This is a genomic window from Alitiscatomonas sp. (genome assembly GCF_037242085.1).
Classification (GTDB): Bacteria; Bacillota; Clostridia; order Lachnospirales; family Lachnospiraceae; genus Alitiscatomonas; species Alitiscatomonas aceti.
The window spans coordinates 1-24,040 of record NZ_JAXXBR010000082.1; the positions used below are offsets into that span (position 1 = coordinate 1).

The 24,040-nt window shown below is 53.7% G+C and carries 19 protein-coding genes; 15 read left to right on the forward strand and 4 right to left on the reverse strand.

Annotation, left to right across the window (positions count from 1 at the left end):
• From WIH05_RS08050 to WIH05_RS08090, 9 genes are all read left to right on the forward strand, one after another.
• On the forward strand, nucleotides 1-979 hold a 979-nt coding region (locus WIH05_RS08050), incomplete at its 5' end, for an L-serine ammonia-lyase, iron-sulfur-dependent, subunit alpha (RefSeq protein WP_337425229.1).
• A 454-nt stretch (nucleotides 980-1,433) separates the two neighbouring features.
• Complete coding sequence (locus WIH05_RS08055) at nucleotides 1,434-3,038, forward strand: ABC transporter substrate-binding protein (RefSeq protein ID WP_337425230.1); 1,605 nt, start codon at nucleotides 1,434-1,436, stop codon at nucleotides 3,036-3,038.
• 117 nt (nucleotides 3,039-3,155) lie between these two features.
• A complete protein-coding gene (locus WIH05_RS08060; protein ID WP_022272506.1) occupies nucleotides 3,156-4,088 on the forward strand; it encodes an ABC transporter permease in 933 nt (310 codons plus the stop codon).
• 11 nt (nucleotides 4,089-4,099) lie between these two features.
• Nucleotides 4,100-4,996 carry an ABC transporter permease gene (locus tag WIH05_RS08065; protein WP_022272505.1) on the forward strand — a complete coding sequence of 299 codons (897 nt, stop codon included), beginning with the start codon at nucleotides 4,100-4,102 and terminating at the stop codon, nucleotides 4,994-4,996.
• Between the two features lie 15 nt (nucleotides 4,997-5,011).
• Nucleotides 5,012-6,019 carry an ABC transporter ATP-binding protein gene (locus tag WIH05_RS08070; protein WP_337425231.1) on the forward strand — a complete coding sequence of 336 codons (1,008 nt, stop codon included), beginning with the start codon at nucleotides 5,012-5,014 and terminating at the stop codon, nucleotides 6,017-6,019.
• Nucleotides 6,019-6,972 carry an oligopeptide/dipeptide ABC transporter ATP-binding protein gene (locus WIH05_RS08075; protein WP_215653490.1) on the forward strand — a complete coding sequence of 318 codons (954 nt, stop codon included), beginning with the start codon at nucleotides 6,019-6,021 and terminating at the stop codon, nucleotides 6,970-6,972. The genes WIH05_RS08070 and WIH05_RS08075 overlap by 1 nt, the downstream gene beginning before the upstream one ends.
• Before the next feature lie 147 nt (nucleotides 6,973-7,119).
• Complete coding sequence (locus WIH05_RS08080; RefSeq protein WP_022272502.1) at nucleotides 7,120-9,099, forward strand: S9 family peptidase; 1,980 nt, start codon at nucleotides 7,120-7,122, stop codon at nucleotides 9,097-9,099.
• Nucleotides 9,100-9,206: 107 nt separating this feature from the next.
• Nucleotides 9,207-10,811 (forward strand): glutathione ABC transporter substrate-binding protein, encoded by a 1,605-nt coding sequence (locus WIH05_RS08085; RefSeq protein WP_022272501.1) that lies wholly within the window; start codon nucleotides 9,207-9,209, stop codon nucleotides 10,809-10,811.
• A gap of 89 nt (nucleotides 10,812-10,900) precedes the next feature.
• Nucleotides 10,901-12,766, forward strand: coding sequence for a S9 family peptidase (locus tag WIH05_RS08090; protein ID WP_022272500.1), 1,866 nt, complete (start codon nucleotides 10,901-10,903; stop codon nucleotides 12,764-12,766).
• Here the strand turns inward: WIH05_RS08090 and WIH05_RS08095 are convergent.
• The gene (locus tag WIH05_RS08095; RefSeq protein WP_022272499.1) at nucleotides 12,758-14,116 is read right to left on the reverse strand and encodes a sodium-dependent transporter; all 1,359 of its coding nucleotides are present in this window, start codon (nucleotides 14,114-14,116) and stop codon (nucleotides 12,758-12,760) included. The genes WIH05_RS08090 and WIH05_RS08095 overlap by 9 nt on opposite strands.
• A 231-nt stretch (nucleotides 14,117-14,347) precedes the next feature.
• Between WIH05_RS08095 and WIH05_RS08100 the strand changes: the two genes are divergently transcribed.
• Together WIH05_RS08100 and WIH05_RS08105 are read left to right on the forward strand one after the other, a co-directional pair.
• On the forward strand, nucleotides 14,348-15,691 hold the full coding sequence (locus WIH05_RS08100) for a sodium:proton antiporter (RefSeq protein WP_337425236.1): 1,344 nt from the start codon (nucleotides 14,348-14,350) through the stop codon (nucleotides 15,689-15,691).
• A gap of 15 nt (nucleotides 15,692-15,706) precedes the next feature.
• Entirely contained in the window at nucleotides 15,707-16,735 is a 1,029-nt protein-coding gene (locus tag WIH05_RS08105) for a cytidylate kinase-like family protein (protein ID WP_215653494.1), read from the forward strand.
• A gap of 348 nt (nucleotides 16,736-17,083) precedes the next feature.
• Here WIH05_RS08105 and WIH05_RS08110 read toward each other — a convergent pair whose 3' ends face one another.
• Nucleotides 17,084-17,806: an ATPase gene (locus WIH05_RS08110; protein ID WP_337425232.1), complete on the reverse strand. Its 723-nt coding sequence runs from the start codon at nucleotides 17,804-17,806 to the stop codon at nucleotides 17,084-17,086.
• A gap of 178 nt (nucleotides 17,807-17,984) precedes the next feature.
• Nucleotides 17,985-18,902 carry a LysR family transcriptional regulator gene (locus tag WIH05_RS08115; protein WP_337425233.1) on the reverse strand — a complete coding sequence of 306 codons (918 nt, stop codon included), beginning with the start codon at nucleotides 18,900-18,902 and terminating at the stop codon, nucleotides 17,985-17,987.
• A 173-nt stretch (nucleotides 18,903-19,075) separates the two neighbouring features.
• Here WIH05_RS08115 and WIH05_RS08120 point away from each other — a divergent pair, with 173 nt between their 5' ends.
• The 4 genes from WIH05_RS08120 to WIH05_RS08135 all read left to right on the forward strand — a co-directional run bounded on the left by WIH05_RS08120 (nucleotide 19,076) and on the right by WIH05_RS08135 (nucleotide 23,225).
• On the forward strand, nucleotides 19,076-19,939 hold the full coding sequence (locus WIH05_RS08120) for a DUF6282 family protein (protein WP_158357738.1): 864 nt from the start codon (nucleotides 19,076-19,078) through the stop codon (nucleotides 19,937-19,939).
• A 27-nt stretch (nucleotides 19,940-19,966) separates the two neighbouring features.
• A complete protein-coding gene (locus tag WIH05_RS08125) occupies nucleotides 19,967-21,280 on the forward strand; it encodes an SLC13 family permease (RefSeq protein WP_022272493.1) in 1,314 nt (437 codons plus the stop codon).
• 18 nt (nucleotides 21,281-21,298) lie between these two features.
• A complete protein-coding gene (locus tag WIH05_RS08130; protein WP_337425234.1) occupies nucleotides 21,299-22,510 on the forward strand; it encodes an NADP-dependent isocitrate dehydrogenase in 1,212 nt (403 codons plus the stop codon).
• A gap of 199 nt (nucleotides 22,511-22,709) precedes the next feature.
• Nucleotides 22,710-23,225: a GNAT family N-acetyltransferase gene (locus WIH05_RS08135; protein WP_215653496.1), complete on the forward strand. Its 516-nt coding sequence runs from the start codon at nucleotides 22,710-22,712 to the stop codon at nucleotides 23,223-23,225.
• A gap of 72 nt (nucleotides 23,226-23,297) precedes the next feature.
• Here the strand turns inward: WIH05_RS08135 and WIH05_RS08140 are convergent, their stop codons facing one another.
• Nucleotides 23,298-23,981, reverse strand: coding sequence for a helix-turn-helix transcriptional regulator (locus tag WIH05_RS08140; RefSeq protein WP_022272490.1), 684 nt, complete (start codon nucleotides 23,979-23,981; stop codon nucleotides 23,298-23,300).
• Nucleotides 23,982-24,040: the final 59 nt, after the last annotated feature.

Below are 24,040 nucleotides of genomic sequence, written 5' to 3' on the forward strand. Positions count from 1 at the left end.
GGAAGCGATCGCGGAAATGAAGGAGTTCCTGGAAAAAACACCCATTTCCGTGGAGCATGTGGACAATGGCTTTACATTTGAGATCGTCGTTACCTTATATAAAGGGGAAGCATGGTCCAGAGTCCGGATCGTCAACTTCCATACCAACATCGTACTGATCGAGAAGAACGGTGAGATCTTAAAGGAGGTGCCGGTGGAGGGCGAGACAAACGAGGGCCTCACGGACCGTTCCTTATTAAATATGGAAGATATCTGGGACTTCATCAATACTGTGGATGTGGAGGACTTAAAGCATGTGCTGGATCCCCAGATCCGCTGCAACATGGCCATTGCAGAAGAGGGCTTAAAGGGCGATTACGGCGCAAACATCGGATCTGTGCTTTTAGCCATGAACGGCGATGACATCCGCACCAGGGCCAGAGCCTGGGCAGCGGCCGGGTCTGATGCCAGGATGAACGGCTGCGAGCTTCCGGTGATCATCAATTCCGGCAGCGGAAACCAGGGGATCACAGCCTCTGTTCCGGTGATCGTCTATGCGAAAGAGCTGAATGCAGGTGAGGAAAAGATGTACCGGGCCCTGGCTCTTTCCAACCTGACCACGATTCACCAGAAAACGCCCATCGGCCGTCTTTCTGCCTTCTGCGGCGCGGTCAGTGCAGGCGCGGGTGCGGGAGCCGGTATTGCTTACTTAAACGGCGGAGACTTTGATGCCGTGATCCACACGGTGGTCAATGCGCTGGCCGTTATTTCCGGCATGGTCTGTGACGGAGCCAAGGCCTCCTGCGCAGCCAAGATCGCAGAGTCTGTGGACGCGGCCATCTTAGGCTATAATATGTACGTCAAAGGCCAGCAGTTCTATGGCGGCGACGGCATCGTAAAGAAGGGTGTGGAGAACACCATCCAGAACGTGGGCCGTCTCGCCAAGGACGGAATGAAAAAGACCAATGAAGAGATCATCAGTATCATGATCGAGTGCTAAAGGGGACTGTGCCTGGAGGATACCAGGGCCGGGTGCCTGGATGCCTGGATCGGACCTGTAAGTAAAAAGAATATGGATGCGGCAGACAGCGGGAGACCCGGACGGGCCCCGCTGTTTTTGTGCTGCGGGAAAGTACGTCCCACAGTATGAAGCAGCTCCGCGCGGGACCGCTCTGGGGAGGAAAACGGGCTTCTGCCGCAGGAGAGGGGACAGGCCGGGAAACGGTGTATAGCCAGGATGGACAAAATCCTGGGAAGGCGATATACAAAAGACACAAGACTTGTTGAAAAAGTATCATTCCAGTATAGCAAATGCACTATACCGGAGGTGCGAGATTGTGAAAAATATGCAAAAGAATACAATATATGTATAAAAATATTGACAAAATTGTGCAATGCTGATATGATTAATGCCATAGGAAAACGGTATTACTATAAAAAGGAGGATTACGTTTATGAGAAAAAGAAATGCAGTCAGAGCGGCAGCAGCAGCTCTTGCGGCCATGATGGCACTTACGGCATGCGGCGGTGGCGGCGGAAATGAAACGACCGCAGCAGCCGGAGGAGATACTGGCTCCACAGCAGCTGGCGGAGATGCGGCAGCTTCCGGCTCCGGCGAGGTTGGAAAGACCGATATCACCGTTGCCATGGGCGCAGATATCGTGACTCTGGACCCGGCTGGACAGCAGGATACGACCACGGCAGTCGTGATCAAGCACGCATACAGCACACTGCTTGATATCAGCGACGAGGGAGAACTGGTTCCCGACCTGGCAGAGAGCTACGAGCTGGTAAACGATACAGACTTCGTGTTCAAGCTGAGAGAAGACGCCGTATGGTCCGATGGGACTCCGGTGACAGCCAACGATGTTAAATTTACCTTTGACCGTGCGAAAAATATGCCGAAGACAAAGAGCAATACTTCCAAGGTAAAAGAAGTAGTTGTGGACAACGAGCATCAGGTAACGATCAAATTAACAGAGCCCTATGCTCCTTTTAATACGATCGTTGCAAGCTCCAACTTAAGTATCGTACAGGAAGCAGCCGTAACAGCAGCCGGCGAGGCTTACGGCGATGCGGACAATATCGTGACTTCTGGTCCCTTCACTGTAAAGGAATGGGTTCCCAACGACCACTATACACTGGAGAAAAACGCCAATTACTGGGGTGAAGAGCCCATTACCACTTCCATCACGGTGCGCGTGATCCCCGAGGGCAGCGCCCGCGCCATTGCCCTGGAGACCGGAGAAGTGGATCTGGTATGGGGTGTGGATCCCACAGACTGCTCCAACATCGAGGCAAATTCCGATGTGAAGCTTTTATCCCAGCCGTCCTCTTCCATCGAGTATCTGGGCATGAATATGACAAAAGAGCACTTTAAGGATCAGAAAGTCCGTCAGGCCATCAACTACGCAATCGACAAGCAGGCGTTAGTGGATACCATCGTAGAAGGCCGCGGAACCGTTGCCAACAGCTATATCAATAATACGATCCCTGGCTGGACCGACGAGGTAGAGGCTTATCCGTACGATCCGGCAAAGGCAAAAGAACTCCTTACTGAGGCTGGATATCCCGACGGCTTCTCCTGCCAGCTCTGGGTAAACGGCGACGTCCGTACCCGTTCCGCACAGATGGTACAGGCACAGCTGGCTGAGATCGGCATCACCGTAGATATTTCCACAATGGAATGGGGCGCATTCCTGGATGCATTAAATGCAGGCGAGCACGAAATGTTCATCCTTGGATGGTCCAACTCCTCCTTCGATGCAGATTCCAGTACATACCAGTTATTCCACTCTGCAAACCATGGAGCCACCGGAAACCGTGCGTTCATGACTGACGCTACTGTGGATGAGCTGATCACAAAGGCAGGCCAGGAGAATGATAACGAAAAGCGTATGGAATACTACAAAGAGCTTCAGATCTACCTTCACGATCTGTCTCCGTGGTGCCCATTCTACTATAAGAACGACAACGTAGGCGTCCGCGCAGACTTACAGGGCTTCAAGCTCCACAAGGGCGCAAGCCACTATCTGGGCAACTGCCATTACGCAAAGTAATCGCTTTTTCAAAAATTGAATAAAAACTGAGATGGGGAGCGGGTCCTGGACCTGCCCCCATTAAAAAAGACATAATTATCAGAAAAAAGCCGTTTAGCGGCGGAATGGAAGGTATAAATGAGCAGGTACATACTGAAACGTCTGGTAATGCTTATCCCGGTTCTCATAGGTGTTACCTTTATGGTTTACTTCATTTTAAGCCTGTCACCAGGCGATACCGCTGCGATCATCGCAGGAGAGGGCGCAGATGCCCAGACCATCGAAGCAGTCAGAAAAGACCTGGGCCTTGATAAGCCCGTGATCGTCCAGTACGGAAAATATATGTGGAACCTTCTCCATGGCGACATGGGCGTATCCTATTCCACAAAGCGTCCCGTATTTACGACCATCATGTCTTCTTTCCCCAATACAGCGAAGCTGGCCTTCTGGTCTATCCTGGTGGCCGTAGCCATCGCTCTTCCCATCGGTATCATCAGCGCCACCAGGCAGTACAGCGCTGTGGATAACGTGGGAATGGTCGCAGCCCTTTTAGGTGTGGCGACGCCGAACTTCTGGCTGGGCTTAATGCTCATCATCGTGTTCTCGCTGAATCTGGGGATCCTTCCCTCGGGCGGTATGAGCGGATGGAAGAGCTATATTATGCCTGCCATTACCCTGGGAACCGGCGACGCGGCCCTTATCTGCCGTATGACCCGTTCCTCCATGCTGGAGGTTATCCGTCAGGACTATATCCGTACAGCCAGGGCAAAAGGTGTTCCGGAAAAGACTGTGATCCGGAAGCATGCCTTAAAGAACGCCCTGATCCCCGTTGTTACCGTTATCGGCCTTCAGTTTGGTTCTCTTTTAGGCGGCGCAACGCTGACAGAGACGGTATTCGCATGGCCGGGAGTTGGCCGTCTGGTGGTAGACTCCATTAAGAGTAAGGACGCCCCCATGGTTCTTGGATGTATCGTCATGCTGACGATCACGTTCAGCGTTATCAACCTGATCGTGGACCTGCTCTATGCGTATATCGATCCGAGGATCAAAGCACAGTATAAGAAGAAATAAGGAGGCAGCGTATGGCAACGACGAACAACAGCGCCGCACAGGCTGGCACGGCCACCAAGAAGCGTGGTCAGTTTAAAGAGACGTGGCGGCGTTTAAAAAAGAACAGAATGGCCATGATCGGACTTACAGTAGTGGTCTTCCTGGTCCTGATCTCGATTTTTGCAGACGTGCTGTTTGACTATGATACAGTTGTTATCAAGCAGAACACCCAGATCCGTCTCCAGGGCCCCAGCGCAGAGCACTGGCTGGGAACCGACGAATTCGGACGTGATATCCTGGCCCGTCTGGTACACGGCTCCAGAGTATCCTTAAGCGTAGGCGTTGTGGCAGTGTCCATTTCCCTGGTCCTGGGCGGAAGCCTTGGCGCAGCGGCCGGTTTCTACGGCGGCACCATCGACAACGTGATCATGCGTTTTATGGATATCCTGCTGGCAGTACCCAGCCTTCTGCTTTCCATTACCATTGTATCCGCTCTGGGACCCAGTATCATCAACCTGATGCTGGCCATCGCAATATCGTCCCTTCCCGGCTACGCGCGGATCGTCCGTGCCTCCGTCCTTACCGTAAAGGACCAGGAGTTCGTGGAGGCGGCAAAATGTATCGGGGCCAATAACTTTGAGATCATCCTCTCACATATTATCCCCAACTGTATGGCACCCATCATCGTACAGGTATCCTTAAAGGTAGCGTCCGCGATCCTTTCCACTTCCGGATTAAGCTTCCTGGGACTGGGCGTAAAGGCACCCACGCCGGAGTGGGGCGCAATGCTTTCCGGCGGCCGCGCATATCTGAGAAATGCGCCGCATCTGACGATTTTCCCGGGTATCGCGATCATCATCACGATCCTGTCCCTGAACCTTTTAGGCGACGGACTGCGTGATGCACTGGATCCGAAGTTAAAGAAATAAGGGAGGACAGGAACAGTGGCAGAAAATAAAAAAGACCTGATTCTTGATATTAAGGATCTTGTGATCCATTATGAAACCGACGACGGAACCGTTGAGGCCGTAAACAGTCTGGATATCCAGCTGGAATACGGCAAGACTCTGGGACTGGTAGGAGAGACAGGCTCCGGAAAGACCACCACGGCCCTTTCCATCCTGCGTCTGGTGCCGGACCCGCCGGGAGTCATCAAAAACGGCTCCATCACTCTGGATGGAAAGGATATTTTAAATCTTCCCCAGAAGGATCTGGAGTCCATCCGCGGAAACCTGGTATCTATGATCTTCCAGGATCCCATGACATCCTTAAACCCGGTGCTTACAGTCGGCGAGCAGATCGCCGAGGTAATCGGGCTCCATGAAAATATCAGTGAAAAAGAGGCCGCCGACAAGGCTGGCCAGATGTTAGAGGTGGTAGGGATCCCCAAAGAGCGTTACGGCGAGTACCCCCACCAGTTCTCCGGCGGAATGAAGCAGCGTGTGGTCATCGCCATGGCCCTGGCCTGCAACCCGAAGCTTCTGATCGCCGACGAGCCTACCACGGCTCTGGATGTGACCATCCAGGCCCAGGTACTGGAGACCATGAAGGAGCTGAGAGAGAAGTTCGGCTCCGCCATGATCATGATCACCCACGACCTGGGGATCATCGCAGAGGTATGCGATGAGGTATCCGTAGTATATGCCGGTCAGATCGTTGAGCACGGAACCCTGGAGGACGTATTTGAACGCACGCTCCATCCGTATACAGAGGGACTGTTCGGCTCCCTTCCCAACATCGAAGAGAGACGTCACCGTCTCCAGCCGATCCCGGGTCTGATGCCAGACCCCACAGATCTTCCCAAGGGCTGCTGCTTTGCCCCCCGCTGCAAATACTGCACAGAGGCATGTACAAAAGCCCGTCCGGAGATGAAATGGGTCAGCGATACCCACTATGTACGCTGCTCCAGATACGACGAGCCTGGATTTAAGATTGAAAGGAGTGTGCAGTGATGTCCGACACGATCCTGGAAGTAAAACACTTAAAGAAATATTTTAATACTCCCAAGGGAACCCTTCATGCGGTTGACGACGTCAGCTTCACACTGGAACGCGGAAAGACCCTGGGAATCGTAGGAGAGTCTGGCTGTGGAAAATCCACCACTGGCCGTGCGATCCTCCGTCTGATCGAGCCCACCGCCGGCGAGGTGATCTTCAACGGCGAGGATATAACAAAGAAAAACAAAGAGCAGATGCGCCTTTTAAGACGGGAGATGCAGCTGATCTTCCAGGACCCCTATGCGTCCCTGGATCCCCGTAAAACTGTCAGTGAGATCATCGGAGAGCCCTTAAAGCTCCAGAAGCTGATCCCGGATGCCAAAAAGAGGGCAGAGCGCGTTCATGAGCTGATGGAGGTCGTTGGGCTGGCAGACCGTCTGATCAACACCTACCCTCATGAGCTGGATGGCGGCCGCCGTCAGCGTATCGGCATCGCCCGCGCCCTGGCCATGGAGCCCAAGCTGATCATCTGTGACGAGCCTGTGTCTGCCCTGGACGTTTCCATCCAGGCCCAGATCCTGAATCTGATGCAGGATCTTCAGGAGCAGATGGGACTGACCTATATCTTTATTACCCATGACCTTTCGGTCGTAAACCATTTTGCCAATGATATCGCTGTTATGTACCTGGGGCAGCTGATCGAGAAGGCTCCGTCTGTGACCTTATTCGATAATCCGGTCCATCCATATACCAAGGCCCTGCTGTCTGCGATCCCGGTGCCCAGTCTCAGGAAGAAGAGACAGAGAGTTATGTTAAAGGGTGAGATCTCCTCCCCCATCAACCCGAAGCCGGGCTGCCGGTTTGCTGTCCGCTGTCCGTATGCCACAGACCGCTGCCGGACCGAGGAGCCCAAGCTGGTGGAGATCGAGAAAGATCACTTTGTTGCATGCCATCTGACGGAAAAATAGTGAAAGGAAGCCCTCGGCATGGTATAATGCAGAGGGCTTGTTTCCTGTCCACACAGGCAGAAACGGCCAGATGGCTGTTTTTATGCCAGGCTGCTTTATTGCGTTGAACCGGAAACAGTAAAATCATTTAAAGAAGGAGACCAGAACATGAAAAAGATCGGAATCAATGACTTTACGTTCTACAATTACCCCACAGGGATCACCGCTTCTCCCGACGGAAAGCATGCTGCCATTGCGGTAGTAAATGCCAACGAAAAGGATAATACATACGATTCCTGCCTCTGGATCCATGACACAGAGAGCAAAAAAACGAGAAAGCTCACCAGTGGGAAAAAGGAACGCACTTTTATCTGGCTGGATAATGAAACGCTTCTTTTCACCTCTGACAGAGAGAAGGAGTATGCGAAAAAGGTAAAGGACGGAGAGGACTGGACCTGCTTTTATAAGATCAGCATTTACGGCGGAGAGGCCCAGTTTGCCTTTGCAGTTCCGTATAAGGTGACAAAAATGCAGCTGGCCGGGACGAAGCTGGTCCTGGGAGTAAAGTATGACTACAACAAACCGGATTTTGCCCATATGGAAGGGGAAGAGAAGGAAGAGGCCCTGAAGGCATGGAAGGACGAAAAGGATTATGAGGTCTTCGATGAGCTTCCGTTCTGGGCCAACGGACAGGGGATCGTAAATAAGAAGAGGACCCGTCTGGCTGTGTATGATATGGAGACCGGCGATGCGAAGATCGTAAGCCCGGATTACGACAATGTGCAGGGCTTCTGGACAGAGGAGGGCAATAAGGTCCTCTTTATCACAAGCCATTATACAGATAAGAAGGATGTATACGAGGGCCTTAAGATGTATACCATCTCCGAGGACAAGGTGGAGACTCTGGTGGAGCAGGGAGATATGAGCATCGACTATGCCTGCATCTTAAACGGCAAGGTGACCTTCTTCGCTTCTTATATGAAGGAGTACGGCTTCAATGAAAACGACAAGCTGTATACAGTGGAGAACGGCAAGGTGGAGCTGCTTTCCGATTACGATGACAGTATCCACAACAGCATCTGCTGCGACTGCAAATTTGCCGACGGCCCGGCCATCGTACACGATGACAAATACATTTATTTCCTGACTACATTAAGAAAGAACACGGCTCTCAGAAGATTTGATGCCAACGGCAATCTGGAGACACTTATTGACCGTCAGGGAAGCCTCCATACCTTAAGCCTGTGCGGGGATAAGGTATACTTCACCGGCATGAGAGAAATGGGACTGACCGAGTGCTACTGCTTTGACGGAAAAGAGGAGGAAAAGCTGACCTCCTTCAACGACGAGATCATGGCAGAGCGTTCCGTCCTTCCGGTGGAGGAGTTTACCTTTACATACAAGGGACTGGAGCTGGACGGCTATGTGATCAAGCCGCTGGATTATGATCCCAATAAGACGTATCCGGGCATCCTGACCATCCACGGCGGCCCCAGAGCCACCTTTGCTCCCACCTTCTTCCATGAGAACCAGGTATTTGCCAACGCCGGCTACTTCGTATTCTATACGAACCCCTTAGGCAGCGACGGACGCGGCAATGATTTCGCAGACCTGTCCGGAAGACACGGCAGCATCGACTTTGAGCACTGTATGGCTGTGACCGACGAGGTATTAAAGCGGTATCCGCAGATCGATGAGAAGCGCCTGGGAGTTATGGGCGGAAGCTACGGCGGATTTATGACCAACTGGGTGATCGGAAACACCACCAGATTCGCGGCAGCTGCTTCCCAGAGAAGTATCTCCAACTGGATCTCCAAGTGCATGACCACAGATATTGGATACTACTTCAACATGGATCAGATCAAGGCCGATCCGTGGGGAAATCCGGAGAAGATGTGGTCCCATTCTCCGCTGAAATATGCCAACATGGCAAAGACGCCCACCCTGTTCATCCAGTCGGACGAGGACTACCGCTGCTGGATGGGAGACGCCATCCAGATGTTCTCTGCCCTTAAGTATTTCGGGGTAGATGCAAGACTGTGCCTGTTCCATGGGGAAAACCATGAACTGTCCAGATCCGGAAAGCCCACCCACAGGATCCGCAGGATGCAGGAGATGATGGACTGGTTCGATAAATATCTGAATTAAAAGGGGAAAACTCCGGAGCTGTCGGGAAGCGTGCTCCCAGGGGAATCTGGGCACGGCCATTTCCGGCAGCTCCGATGGGTATAACAAAAAAGGGAGGTTCTACAAAAATGAAGAAGAACAGATGGAAGGCAATGGCCGCACTGGCAGCAGCTGCCGTACTGGCGCTGAGTGCCTGCGGAAACTCCGGGGAAGACGGGAGCACCCAGGCAGCCGCATCCGCAGACGCAGGGGATGCAGCCGCCGCAGCGCCCACAGGAACAGGGGAAGGCTCCGGAGAGGTTGGAAAAAGTGATATCGTGATCGCTGGAAAGTCGGATATCAAGACCCTGGATCCCATGGGTACCAACGACACCACATCCTCCATTGCCCACCGCCACATTTACAGCCGTCTCATTGAGATCGACGAAAATTCTGAGATCGTAGGCGATCTGGCCGAGAGCTGGGAGCAGGTTTCCGATACGGAATGGAAATTTAAGATCCATGAGGGCGTCAAGTTCCACGACGGCACCGACTGTACGGCCAGCGATGTGAAATTCAGTCTGGAGCGGGCCAAGGAAATGCCCCGTGTCAAGCAGTATGTGGAGCAGATCGACAGTATCACTGTGGAGGATGATCACAATCTGACCCTTCATCTGGCAGAGCCTTACGCGCCGTTACTGGCTGCGCTGAGCCATACGGGTACCAGCATCGTGCCCGAGGCCGCTGTGACCGCCCAGGGCGACGCATTCTGGGAGAATCCCATCGGCACAGGCCCCATGCAGTTTGTGGAGTGGGTGCCCAATGACCATTACAGCTTAAAGCGGTTCGACGATTACTTCAAGGGACCTGGAAAGACCACCAGCCTGACCTTAAGGATCATGCCCGAGGGCGGAGCCAGGACCATCGCCCTGGAGACCGGCGAGATCGACATGTCCATTTCCGTGGACGCCACAGACGTGCAGAATGTAAAGGCCAATAAGGAGCTCATGGCTCTGGAAAAGACCTCTGTTTCTGTGGAGTATCTGGCCATGAACTGTGAGAAAGAGCCTTTCAACGATCCCAAGGTACGCCAGGCCATCAACTACGCTTTAAACCAGCAGGAGATCATCGACGTGGTCCTGGAGGGCAGAGGCCAGGTGGCCAACAGCGTCATGAACGTCAATATCCCGGGTTACAGCGAGGAGATCACCGGCTATTCCCAGGATCTGGAGAAGGCCAAGGCCCTGATGGCAGAGGCAGGTTATCCGGACGGCTTTAAGACCACCCTGTTTGCATCCGGCGATGTGAGAAACCGTGAGGCCCAGATCATCCAGGCCCAGCTTCTGGAGATCGGCATCGAGGTGGACATCCAGCTTTATGAGTGGGGCGCATTCTTAGACGCCATCAATAAGGGCGAGCACGATATGTTCATCAGCAGCTGGTCCAACGCCACCATGGATCCGGACGCCAGCATTTTCCCGCTGTTCCATACAAAGAACTTCGGAGCCACCGGAAACCGTGCGTTTTACAGCAATCCGGAGGTGGATACGCTGATCGAGCAGGCCCAGAAGGAGTCCGACAACGCCAAGCGTATGGAGCTTTATAAGGAGATCCAGCAGAAGATCAACGACGACGCTCCGTGGGCATGCCTGTTCTATGGAACCACCTGTACGGGTATCCGGGCAGACTTAAAGGGCTTTGTGCTCCATCCGTCGTCTGCAAACCATTACGAAAATCTGTACTACGAAAAATAAAAACTGCAAACCAGTAAAAAATGCAGGCTTTCCGGCGGAAACGCTGCGGAGGCCTGCTTTTTTACATCATATGTATGGGAGGAATCAGCATGAGAACAGAGATCCAGGATTTTATTGACCAGGAGGCGCCGTCCGGGCTCCAGCTGTCTCCAGATGGCCGCTTCGGGGCCTTTGTGGTGACGAAGCCGGATGGGGAGGAAAACTGCTACCATTCCTGGCTTCAGGTGGTGGATGTGGAAAACGGGACCGTCCGGAAGCTGACCAGTGGAAAAAAGGAGAAGAGCTTTGCCTGGGAGGACGGGGAGCAGCTTTTCTTTGTGGGAAACAGGGAAAAAGACAGGAAGGGAGAAGCTCTGCTTTACAGGATTTCCGTTGCCGGAGGCGAGGCCGAGCTTTGCGGGACCCTTCCCAAGGGCACCAGAAAGATCCGGTGCCAGAACGGGATCCTGTACTGCCTGGTCCATGAACATTATTATGAAAAGGAAGAGGACTATGAGGTCTTCGACGAGATCCCCTTCTGGAGCAACGGCGTGGGGATCGTCAATAAGGTCCGGGACCGGCTGTACCGGTATGATCTTAAGACCGGAGAGGCCAGAGTCCTGTCGCCGGAATACGGACAGGTGGAGGCCTTCTGGGCTGAGAATGGGACCGTATTTTTTACCTGCAATATCTACACCGGGAAAAAGCTTCCGCAGAACGGTCTTTATGAGTATGTGGAGGAGACGGACACCGTGATCCGCCATCTGGACCAGGGGATGTTTTCCATCAGCTACGCGTGCAGACGGAATGGCCGGGTGGAATTCTTAGGCTCTGATATGAAGCGGTTCGGCTACAATGAAAATCCGGATCTGTATGTGCTGGAGGACGGGGCTCCCAGACTGCTGGCCCGCTACGATTACAGCGTGAAGGAGGGCATGTGCCGGGATGGGAGGATCTATGTAAACAGCACCGTAGGGACTGACGTGATGCTGCAATGCTTTGACATGGATGGAAACGTAACGGCTGTGACGGACCGCGCTGGTACCGTGGAGTCCTTCGATATCTGCGGCGGCCGGATCCTGTTTACAGGCATGAGGGACCAGGGGCTTTCGGAGGTTTACAGCCTGGAGAACGGGAAGGAGACGTGCTTTACGGACTTTACGGCCCGCTGCTTAAAGGAAAAGGAAGTCAGCCCCATCCGCCATTTTACCTTTACCCATGAGGGACTGGAGCTGGACGGCTTCGTGATCCCGCCTGTGGGCTTCGACCCGTCTGATACGGAGAAAACGTATCCGGGCATCCTGACCATCCACGGCGGCCCTAAGGCCATCTACGGGGCCACATACAGCCATGAATTCCAGGTCTACGCGTCCCGGGGGTATTTTGTATTCTTTATGAATCCCACAGGCAGCGACGGCCGGGGCAATGCGTTCGCGGATATCGTGGCAAAGCAGGGCTCCATCGACTATGAGCAGCTCATGGCCTTCACAGACGAGGTCTTAAGGCAGTATCCGGCCCTGGACGGAGACCGTCTGGGCGTCATGGGGATCAGCTACGGCGGCTTTATGACCAACTGGATCATCGGCCATACGGACCGGTTCAAGGCGGCTGTGCCTCAGTGCTGCATTGCCAACTGGATCACCAAGACCAACACCACTGACATCGGATATGCGTTCAATACCACCCAGCTGGGCGGGGACGTATGGGAAAATTATGATAAGATGTGGGAGCTTTCGCCCTTAAAGTATGCAGACAGGGTAAAGACGCCGTCCCTGATCATCCAGTGCGATGAGGACTACCGCTGCTGGGTAGCAGAGGGAGTCCAGATGTTTTCCGCACTGAAATATCATGGGGTTCCGGCAAGACTGCTCATGATCCACGGCGAGCACCACAGCGTTTCCAGGCTTGGAAAGCCGAAAAAGAGGGTGCGCCGCTTAAATGAGATCGTGAGCTGGCTGGATACGTATTTAAAATAATCCCTGGATCAGGATCACCAGGATCAGTACCGGGAGGACAAAGCGGAAGTAATTTTTAACCAGCTTTCCTCCCGGCATTTTCATGCCCTCGCCTTTGTTGGCTTCAGACAGGTAATTGTCAAAATTCCAGCCCCATTTTGTGACGCAGAACAGCAGATATACCAGGGAGCCAAGAGGAAGCAGCAGATTGCTCACCAGGAAGTCCTCGGTATCCAGAACATCCCGTCCACCGATGAGGCGGAGATCGCTCCAGACATTATAGCCCAGTACGCATGGCAGGCTTAATACCAGAATGAGGACACAGTTGATGAGGACTGCTTTTTTCCGGTCCCAGCCGAAATTGTCGATGCAGCTGGCCAGCAGGTTCTCAAATACGGCAATGACCGTAGAGAAGCTGGCAAAGGTCATGAACAGGAAGAACAGGGCTCCCCAGATCCTTCCGCCGGCCATATTGGCAAACACGTTGGGCAGGGTGACGAAGATCAGCTGCGGACCGGAATCCGGCTGTACGCCGAAGGAGAAGCAGGCCGGGAAGATGATGAGTCCTGCGGACAGGGCTACAAAGGTGTCCAGGATACAGATGCTGACGGATTCACCGGCCAGAGTCCGTTTTTCTTCCATATAACTGCCAAAGATCTCCATGGCCCCGATTCCCAGACTTAGGGTAAAGAAGGACTGGTTCATGGCTGCGGTGATGACGTTGGGGAGGCCCACCTGGGCAGCCCGTTCAAAATCTGGGAGCAGGTAGAAGGCCAGGCCCTCCTTTGCCCCGGGCAGCAGCATGCTGTGGACGGCCAGCACCAGGATCAGGACGAAGAGGCAGCCCATCATCCATTTGGTGATCCGCTCCAGGCCGTTTCTGAGACCCAGGCTGCAGATCAGAAAGCCCGCGATGACGGTAACAGCCATCCAGAGGCCCATCTCCATGGGATCGGCCAGAAGGGAGCCGAACACGCCGGAAACGGCTTCTGTGTCCAGTCCGTGAAAGGTTCCGGTGAGGAACTTAAAAAAGTAGCTGATCATCCAGCCGGAGACTGTGGTATAATACATCATCAACAGGTAGCATCCCAGCATACAGAACCAGCCGTGGATGTGCCATTTACTTCCGGGCTTTTCCAGGGCCTTATAGCCGTTTACGGCGCTCTTTCTGCTGGCGCGGCCCACGGCCAGCTCCATGGTCAGTACGGGAACTCCCATACACAACAGGAACAGGAGGTAGAACAGCACAAATACGCTGCCTCCGTTTTCTCCGGCCACATACGGGAAACGCCATACGTTTCCGATGCCGATGGCACAGCCGGCGCTGACCAGGATAAAGCCAAGCCGGGAGCCAAAACTTTCACGTTTCATTTTCTTATTCCCCCTTTATTACTGTTTCATGATAACGTGCCATACTATGATAGTAAAAAAAGGGAAAAAATGCAACGGTAGTTGATGCATTTGTCGGAAATGCTGGTTTTTTTGCGATATTTTTGCGTTTCTTTAGCGGGTTCGTGGTTGTAATTCACTGGGAATGTTGCTATAATGAGTGGCTGTTTGAGGAGAAAAAACGAAAGGGAAAGGTGGTTCAAAGTGAGTGAGATGATCCCGTTATGGCTCTGCATCCCGTTTGCAGGCCTGCTTTTATGTATTGCCGTACTGCCTCTTATAAAGCCCCACTGGTGGGAGGAGCACCAGCCCCATGCTGTGGCCTTCTGGTCCCTGCTTTTTGTGGTGCCCTTCGCGCTGATGTACGGTGTATCCCATGCATCGGAGACGGTGCTGGAGTGTATGATCAATGATTATCTGACGTTTATCGTCCTGCTGTTTGGCCTGTTCTGTGTGTCTGGAAATATCACCATGTCCGGTGATCTGGCAGGCTCACCCAGGATCAATGTGGGACTTTTAGCTCTGGGAACCATCCTTTCCAGCTGGATCGGCACCACAGGCGCCAGTATGCTGATGATCCGTCCGATCATTAAGATGAATGCATGGCGGAAGCACCGGAGGCATATCATTGTATTTTTTATTTTCCTGGTGTCCAATATGGGCGGCTGTCTGACTCCCATTGGGGATCCGCCGCTCCTGATGGGCTTCATGCGGGGTGTGCCGTTTTTCTGGAGCCTCCATTTAACGCCGGTCCTGCTGTTTAATATGGCATTGCTGCTGTTTATTTTTTACTGGATCGACCGGAGGGCCTACCGGACCGATATTGCAAAGGGCTTAAAGCCGGATATCAGCAAGCCCGGTACGGAGATCAAGATCCGCGGGGCCCATAACATGATCTTTATCGTGATGATCGTGGCCGCTGTGATCTTAAGCGGGACCCTTCCAAGCCTTCCGATGTTTCAGGATGCGGAGGGGAAGGTGCTGGGGATCCACATCCTGGGGGAGGTGGTCTTAAGCTATCCGGCAGTCATCGAGATCGCCATTATCCTGCTGGCGGCCTTTTTATCCTTTAAGACCACAGACGCGTCCATCCGCCGGGAGAACCATTTTACCTGGAGCGCCATTAAAGAGGTGGCGGTGCTGTTTGTGGGGATCTTCATCACCATGCAGCCGGCCCTGATGCTGTTAAAGGCCAGCGGGCCGAAGCTAGGGATCACGGATCCCTTCCAGATGTTCTGGGCCACAGGGCTTCTGTCCAGTTTCCTGGATAATACGCCCACCTATCTGGTGTTCTTAACGACAGCCGGATCTCTGGGCTTTACCGGCGGCATGATGACGGCTCTGGGCTCTGTTCCCATCAAAATGCTGGAGGCGATCTCTGCTGGAGCCGTGTTCATGGGAGCCAACACATATATTGGAAATGCGCCTAACTTTATGGTCAAATCCATTGCGGACGAAAATGGTATCCGGATGCCGTCCTTTTTCGGCTATCTGCTCTGGTCCTTCGGGATCCTGATGCCGGTGTTTATCCTGGATACGCTGTTATTCTTTTTATAGGAAGGGGGAGGAATCATGTCAATGAACCGAGAAGAGATCAAGGAACTGGCAGAGCATATTTATGACCTGGATGCGGAAGTCTATATCCATCTGGGCTCCTCCCTGGGCCGCGTGTTCAACCGGGACAGGGAACGGTGCGTCAATGAGCTGACAGAGCTTCTGATGACCCGGCCCCAGGGCCACGTGGTGCGGAGCGAGCTTGCCCTGATCGCCAATATGGCCAGGACCCTGGAGGACAAGGAGGAGCGGAAGCTTTGCATGTCCGAATATGACAGGATCTTAAAAGAGGTCATGAGCCTTCCCACCAGCTTTGCCCATGGAGACGTGCTGGACCCGGATCTGGCGGAGCTGAACGCCTTTAACCTGAAGGAACGGTTCTCCGACCGGGATCACCTGATCGTCTGCATCAGCTGGACCTATGGCAGCGGCGGAAATGAGGTGGGCTTCCGGCTTTCCGATAAATTGAAGATCAGCTATTATGACGCCGAGATCTTTGAAGCGGTCTTAAAACGGCTGGACGCAGAAAAAGATTCTTTCCATGATACAGCGGGATATGCCAGCGAGGTGAAGGATGAGATCAGCCAGAGCCCGGCCAGTGCCTTTGCACCGGCGAAGAAGCTGACTCTGAGGCAGAGGTTCCGGGAGTTCAGCCGTTATCACGGCCTGTCCAAGCGGGATGCGGTATTCTTTAACCAGAGCGATCTGCTTTGCGATATGGCGAAGAAGGAGGACTTCATCATCATGGGCCGCTGCGGCGATGCCATCATGACCAATAATAAGATCCCCCATATCAGTATCTATATCACAGCCCCCTTTGAGCAGAGGGTCCGCCGGGCTGTGGAGGTCAACAGCGGACTGGATGAGCGGAAGGCCAGAAGGCTCCTCCACCGCCTGGACCGGAGGCATTCCCGGTATTATAATTTCTATACGGGAAGAAAGTGGGGCCATGCCAATAACTATGACCTCTGCATCAACACCGCCAGCTACGGGATCGATGGTACTGTGGATTTCATTCTGAAAATGATCGATGGAGGAAGAAAATAGGAGCTGCCCGCCCCGTCCTTTGGACGGGGCTTTTTTGCGTTATGGGGCGAGCCGGGGGCCACTTCAGGCCTCGCTGTTGGGCATAGACGGGGCTTTTTTTCTGCTATGCCCAAAATTCCAGTGTTTTTTGGGCATACACGAAGAAAAACGCAGTATACGCCCAATCCGTTGGAAAAATCCAGTGGAAATCCAGTGAAATTTCAGGTTTCCCCAGTAATCTCTGGGCACTGTGGAAAAAAACGTGCATTTTCGTCCAATATTTTTGATGATACGGGTAGGGGGAATATGAAGGCTGGGAGAATGTGAAAACCAGCCAGAATGGCCGGATCTCGCTGTCCGCGCGTGCTCTTATAGGAAATACTGCCGCACCAGAGCCTCGGCCGTTTCTGTGTTCAGGGGATGCTCCTGGGTTTCATAGGTGGTGATAAGCTGGATCGAGGGGATGATCTGAAAGGAAGTGTACAGCTGGAGCTTTGAAAAGGTGCGGGCAGCGTAGGACGGCTGATCCATCATGCCGAAATGCTCCCAGTAATACGTTTTTCCGCTGGAGGGGTCGCGGATGGTAAAATCCGGGTAGATCACAGTTTTTCCCAAAGTGAGGGCGCATTCATACCGGAAAGGAACCTGGTTAGTATACAGAACCATGTCGATGATCGCCTCAGATTTGGACCGGACCAGGTGGCCGGAGGCACATTTATGGATCCGCTGCTCCGGAAACAGGGGATTCTGGTCATAGGGGGCCGCTGCCCACTGGGCCAGCTCCGGGGACAAAGGGGTAAAATAGGGAGCGAGAAGCGGCTGGTAAGCGGGATCCTCCAGAAAAGCCTGTACAGCCTGCTCAGCGGCCTGGCTTTTCCGGGCAAGATAAGAGTCAAGAAAGGAACGTCTGGTCTGGAGGGATCTCAATAGAAGGGAAAGGTATTTTCTGACAGCCAGTTTTTCGGCCAGGGGACGGGCGCTTTTGGGAAGATAGGAAAGCCCGTCTCCGCAGTTCCAGTACCATTTCCAGTAATTTCCATTACGGGAACAGGCAAGGCTGCCGTCCGGGAGAGTTTGGAGGCGACGTTTCACGTCTGCGATCCCGGGAGATCCCGCCGCAGGGGCAGGGCTCCGGGAATCGCATATAGACAGAAGGACCGGACCCAAAGGCCGGATGAAGGGCCGCGGCTTCCGGGAAACCCGTCCCAAGAAGCCTGTCCCGAGGCGGCCGGCCGGAACGCGGGCCGCAGAGCCGGACATATTCCCTGGCCTATGGCCGGATGGACGCCTCCTGATAAATCTCATGGAACATCTTTGCCAGGGCCATGGTGGCCTTGGAGCGGTATTCGCCGGCGGGATAGGCCAGGGAAAGATCCAGAAAGAGCCCTTTTCGGCCCACGGACAGATATTCCACGCCTGGGGCCTTCACCATACAGGAATGATACGTAAAGGAAAGGGCGATCCCCTCCCGGGCCATGGCGGCAGCGAAGGGGGCGGTGATATTGGTGTTCTGGGCCAAGGGCTCCAGGTGCAGATCCTCGAAGGCCTTCCGGATCATGGAGCCCAGGATGGTCCTTGGCGGTCCCAGGATACACTCGAACCGGGCGATGTCCTTCAGATCGACCCAGCGTGTCCCGTCTTCCTCCCGGTGAACGAATTCCATGACAGGGTGCTCCGAAACAGTGACCAGATAGATCTCATCCCGGGTGAGAAAATCCAGCTGCTTATGGAGGCGGGGGCTGGGAAGGGCCAGGAGCGCCATGTCCAGAAAGCCATCCAGGATCATTTCCTCCAGATACATACTGTCTTTTTCTGTGATCTCCACATGGATCCGGGGATACCGGTCACGGAACCGCTTGAGTACAGGCGGCAGCAGATAGGTACCCCGGAAGGTGCTGATCCCCAGCTCGATACGGCCGCCGGAAAGCTCTTCGATATCCCACAGCTCGCTTTGGGCCCGGTGGTACTGGAGGAGGATCTGGCGGGCATGGTTTAAAAATACCGAGCCGGAGGCCGTAGGACGGACGCCCCGTGAGGTCCGCATAAATAAAGGCGCTCCCAGCTCTGCCTCGTAGAGCTGGAGGAACTGGCTCAGGCTGGACTGGGCCATATAGAGCTTTTCCGCCGCCCGGGAAATGCTGCCCTCGTCGGCAATGGTCACGATATAATTCAGCTCTTTCAGATTCATAGGACTCCTTTCACGGCAGCTCTGCCATCGGTTTTTCCGATATAAACTATTTGATATTTTATATTTCTCTAATTATGGGAATAGTATAAGATAAATATTGACAGAAAGCAATTCCATATGAACGGATGGATGAACGAATTGCACAAATGAAAAGATTGGAAGGGGAAAAGAAAATGAGCAAAGTGTCAATGAAAGGCGTCATCGACATGCATGTGCACACGAATCCGGATCTGCGGCTCCGTGCGTATGACGATTTCGAGATGATGGAGGCCGGGATCCGCGTGGGTGCGCGGGCTATCGTTTTAAAGACCCACCAGGGAACCACCATGGACCGGGCCTACCTGTGCAACCGCCACAACGAGATCGTCCATGGAAAGACTAACAATTTTACCATGTTCGGCAGCATTACCTTAAATAAGGTGGTGGGCGGCATCAACCCCAAGGCTGTGGACGTGGCCTTAAAGCTGGGAGCGAAGGTCGTGTGGCTTCCGACCCAGTCTGCCAGGAACCATATGGTGAAAAACAACCTGGACCCGGCGGGCTGCGTGGACGTGGTGAGAGACGGAAAGGTGGTTCCGGAGCTGAACGACGTGTTCGGTCTTATCCGGGATCATAATGCAGTGCTGGGGACGGCCCATGTGTCTCCGGAGGAGGCCTTCATCGTAGTGGAGGCGGCCAGGAACGCAGGCGTTAAGAACATTGTGGTCACCCATCCCGAGTGGTGGATCGTGGACATGAGCGTGGAGGACCAGGTGCGGATCGTAAAGGACTATGACGTGATCCTGGAGCGCTGCTACGCCCAGAACATGGGCGGCGGAAAGTATAAGAGCAACCTTCCGTCCAACGTGGAGATCATCAAAGAGGTGGGCTACCAGAACGTGATGGTGGACACCGACGGCGGCCAGACGGAAAATCCCCACTGGGAGCTGGCCATGGAGGAATACATGCAGTATCTGGTGGATCACGGGATCCCGGAGGAGCACGTATACCATATGACAAGGACCATCCCATCCCGTCTGCTGGGACTGGAGGATTAAGATACCGCATTTAAGGAGGAAAATGATATGATCAGCGTTGTTCTTGTGGCATCCATAGCCCTGGCCGTCGTGCTGGGTTACAAGACAAAGATCAATACGGGATTTTTCTGCATCGCATTCGCATACCTCATCGGATGCTTTGCACTGGGCATGAAGACGAAGGAGCTGATCGCCTGCTGGCCCACCAGCACCATGTTCGTCATCCTGTCCGTATCCCTGTTTTACAATTTTGCAGCCATCAACGGAACCCTTGAAAAAATGTCCTCTGCCCTGCTTTATGCATGCAGGAGCTTTCCAGGACTCCTTCCCTTTGCCCTTTTCTTCGTGGCAGTGATCCTCTCTGTCATGGGAGCGGCATACTTTACCGTACTGGCTTTCCTGGCCCCCATCACCTTAGTGATCTGTGACGAGGCCAAAATGGATAAGCTCACCGGAGCCGTGGCCATCAACTGCGGCGCCCTGGCAGGCGGAAACTTCCCCACAGCGGCCCTGGGCGTTGTATTCCGCGGTCTGATGGAGACTGCTTATGAGGCGGAACCGGCCCTTACGGCTCCCGACTCCTTCAGCGAGGAATTTAAGATCTTCGGCTTTGCCATCGTGTTCTCCCTGATCCTCATCGCCATCTTCCGCTATGGCTTCAAGGCCAACCGGAACATAGGAAAGGGGATCACCTTTAAAAAGCCGGAGCCCTTTGATAAAAAACAGAAAATGACTCTGAACCTGATGCTTCTTATGATGGCAGTGGTGCTGGTATTCCCCTTATTAAAGCTGGTAATGCCGGGCAATGGCGTGATCGCAGCCATCAGCAGTAAGATCGACGTGGGCCTGGTGGCAATCTGCTTCACCGTGATCGCCCTTTTAATGAACCTGGCCCCCCAGAAGGAGGTCATCGCCCGCGTACCGTGGAACACCATCATCATGATCGCCGGAGCAGGCATGCTGATCGCAGTGGCCGTTAAGGCAGGCACCATCGACGCCCTGTCTGCATGGATCGGCTCCAACGTACCGGTGGCTCTGGTCCCCATTGCCTTCAGCCTGGTGGCAGCGTTCATGAGCTTCTTCAGCTCCACCACAGGTGTGGTGGCCCCGGCCCTGTTCCCGCTGATCCCGGCCCTGGCCGTGTCCACGGGACTGAACCCGGCTGTGCTCTTTGCCTGCACGGTCCTGGGCGCACAGTCCAGCGCCATCAGCCCGTTCTCTTCCGGCGGCAGCCTGATCCTGGGCTCCTGCGGAAACGAGGAGGAGAGAAACGCATTGTTCAACCGCCTGTTATTTGTGGCCGTACCCATCAGCGTTGTAAGCTGCGCAGTCTATAACGTGATCGTAGCCATGGTTCTTTAATTTAGGAGGAATATGGAAATGGAAAAGATTCAGATGAAGACTCCCCTGGTGGAGATGGACGGAGACGAGATGACCAGGATCCTCTGGCAGTACATCAAGGATGAGCTCCTTACGCCCTTTATCGACTTAAACACAGAATATTATGACCTGGGCCTGGAATACCGGGACAAGACCAACGACCAGGTGACCGTGGATGCGGCAGAGGCCACAAAGAAGTACGGCGTGGCAGTAAAATGTGCTACCATCACCGCCAACGCGGCCCGGGTAAAGGAATACGGCCTGAAGGAGATGTGGAAGAGCCCCAACGGCACCATCCGCGCCATCTTAGACGGCACTGTGTTCCGCAGCCCCATTGTGGTCAAAGGCATCGAGCCCTGTGTGAAGAACTGGAAAAAGCCCATCACCCTGGCAAGACACGCCTACGGCGACGTATATAAAAACGCGGAGCTCAGGATCCCCGGCGCAGGTGAGGTGAAGCTGGTGTATACGCCGGCGGACGGCTCTCCGGAGGAGACTCTTTCCGTCCATGTCTTTGAGGGTCCGGGCGTGGTCCAGGGCCAGTACAACCTGGATGATTCCATTGAAAACTTTGCAAAGAGCTGCTTTGAGTATGCACTGGAGACGAAGCAGGATCTGTGGTTTGCCACAAAGGATACGGTTTCCAAGAAATACGACCACCGGTTCAAGGATATTTTTGCAGAGATCTACGAAGCGTCCTATAAAGAGAGATTCCAGGCCGCAGGCATTGAATACTTCTATACCCTTATTGACGACGCCGTTGCCCGGGTCATGAAGGCAGAGGGCGGATTTATCTGGGCCTGCAAGAATTACGACGGCGATGTGATGAGCGACATGGTCTCCTCCGCCTTCGGCTCCCTGGCCATGATGACCTCGGTGCTGGTATCCCCCAACGGATATTATGAGTATGAGGCGGCCCATGGAACCGTACAGCGCCACTACTATAAGCACTTAAAGGGAGAGGAGACCTCCACCAATTCGGTGGCCACCATCTTCGCCTGGTCCGGAGCGCTGAGAAAGCGCGGCGAGCTGGATGGAAACCAGGAGCTGGCAGCCTTTGCGGACAAGCTGGAAAAGGCCACCATCGATACCATCGAAGGCGGAAAGATGACGAAGGACCTGGCCCTTATGACCACCCTTCCCAACCCCACCGTGTTAAACAGCAGGGATTTCATCCTGGCCATCCGGGAAAAGCTGGAGGCCATGCTGTAACAGACGACAATTACCCAATATTGGATACATACCTTATATACCCCCAAATACCCCAACAGGAAACTCTCCCAGACAGCCATGGGCTGCGGGAGAGTTTTCTGTATGTAAAAGATGAATATAAAAATATATTGACAATTTTGGAATAGATGGGTATACTGGTACAAAATTACAGCCGGACAGCGGAGAGGGAGGAAGCGCAATGGAAGGAAAAGGTAGTGTCAGCTTAAGGCCCTGGACCATGGAGGATAAGGAGGATCTGGCAAGGCTCTGCAATGGTGTAGACCGGTCTTATCTAAGGAACAGCCTGCCGTTCCCATATACAGAAAAGGACGCAGAATGGTGGATCGGAATGACCCTGGACCGTGACGGGAAGGATGGGGTATTCCGGGCTGTCTGTCTGGATGGAAAGGTCGTTGGAAATATCTCGGTGGAGCAGGGAACGGACGTTTACCGCTGCGGCGCGGAGATCGGCTATATGCTGGACCGGGGCGTCTGGTCCCGGGGGATCATGACAGAGGCAGCGGGGCTCATATGCAAAGAGGCATGGAGGCTCCTGGATATCCTCCGGATCACCGGACGGGTCTATGAGCCAAATAAGGCATCCAGGCGGGTCCTGGAAAAGAACGGTTTTGAGCTGGAGGGGCTTTTAAAGCAGGCGGTGGATAAAAATGGGAACATATACAACCTGTGCATTTACGGGAAGGTGAAGCCATAAAGAGGAATGAGCCGGGGCAGAGGACCTGACAGACAGCGTTTCTGGCTCCAGGACAGAAAAAGGAGGCGTATCCTACGCCTCCTCATCGCTCCGGCCGGACCTGGCCTCTTCCAGATAGTTATACAGAGTGTACTTGGAGATCTGAAGCGTCTCGCAGAGGAGAACGCTGGTCTTTGAGATCTTGAATACGCCCTTCTGGTCCAGGTAGTCCAGGGCTTTTATTTTTTCTTCTTTATTCATCAGGGACATGGGCTTGCCCACCAGGGCTTCGGCCTGGTTCATATAATACTGGAGGATATCGTCCACGTTTTTCGTCGCCAGGGCGTCCATATCGGTGGCCGGGGGCGTGTGGATATCCGTAGCCGGGTGCTGGATGAAGGCCTGTAAGGCGTTCTGTGCGATCAGAAGCTGGGACACATCCAGGTTGACGCAGACAGAGCCGATGATCTTCCCGTTTTCATCGGGGATCAGTGTCGTAAAGGATTTAAAAAAACGATCCTTGGGCCCGTTGGAAAAGGTCTGGATACTGTCCTTTAAGGGCTCAATGCTCTTTCCGAACTGGGTGATCATACCACCCTTGGGAGAACCGCCCACGTGACGGCCGCTTAAGTCTGCGTTCAGCGCGTACACGATGGTATGGTCGTAGCCCTTCCGGTAGTCATGGATGAGGATCTCGCTGTCCTCACCAAGAAATTTCTGGAGCCCCTCCAGAAAACGGATCAAAAAGTCAAAGTCCAGGTAGTTTCCTATCTCCACAATGTTCCCCTTTCGGTGCTGGTTCAGATTTGTCCGCCCGATGCGGACATCATATCTAT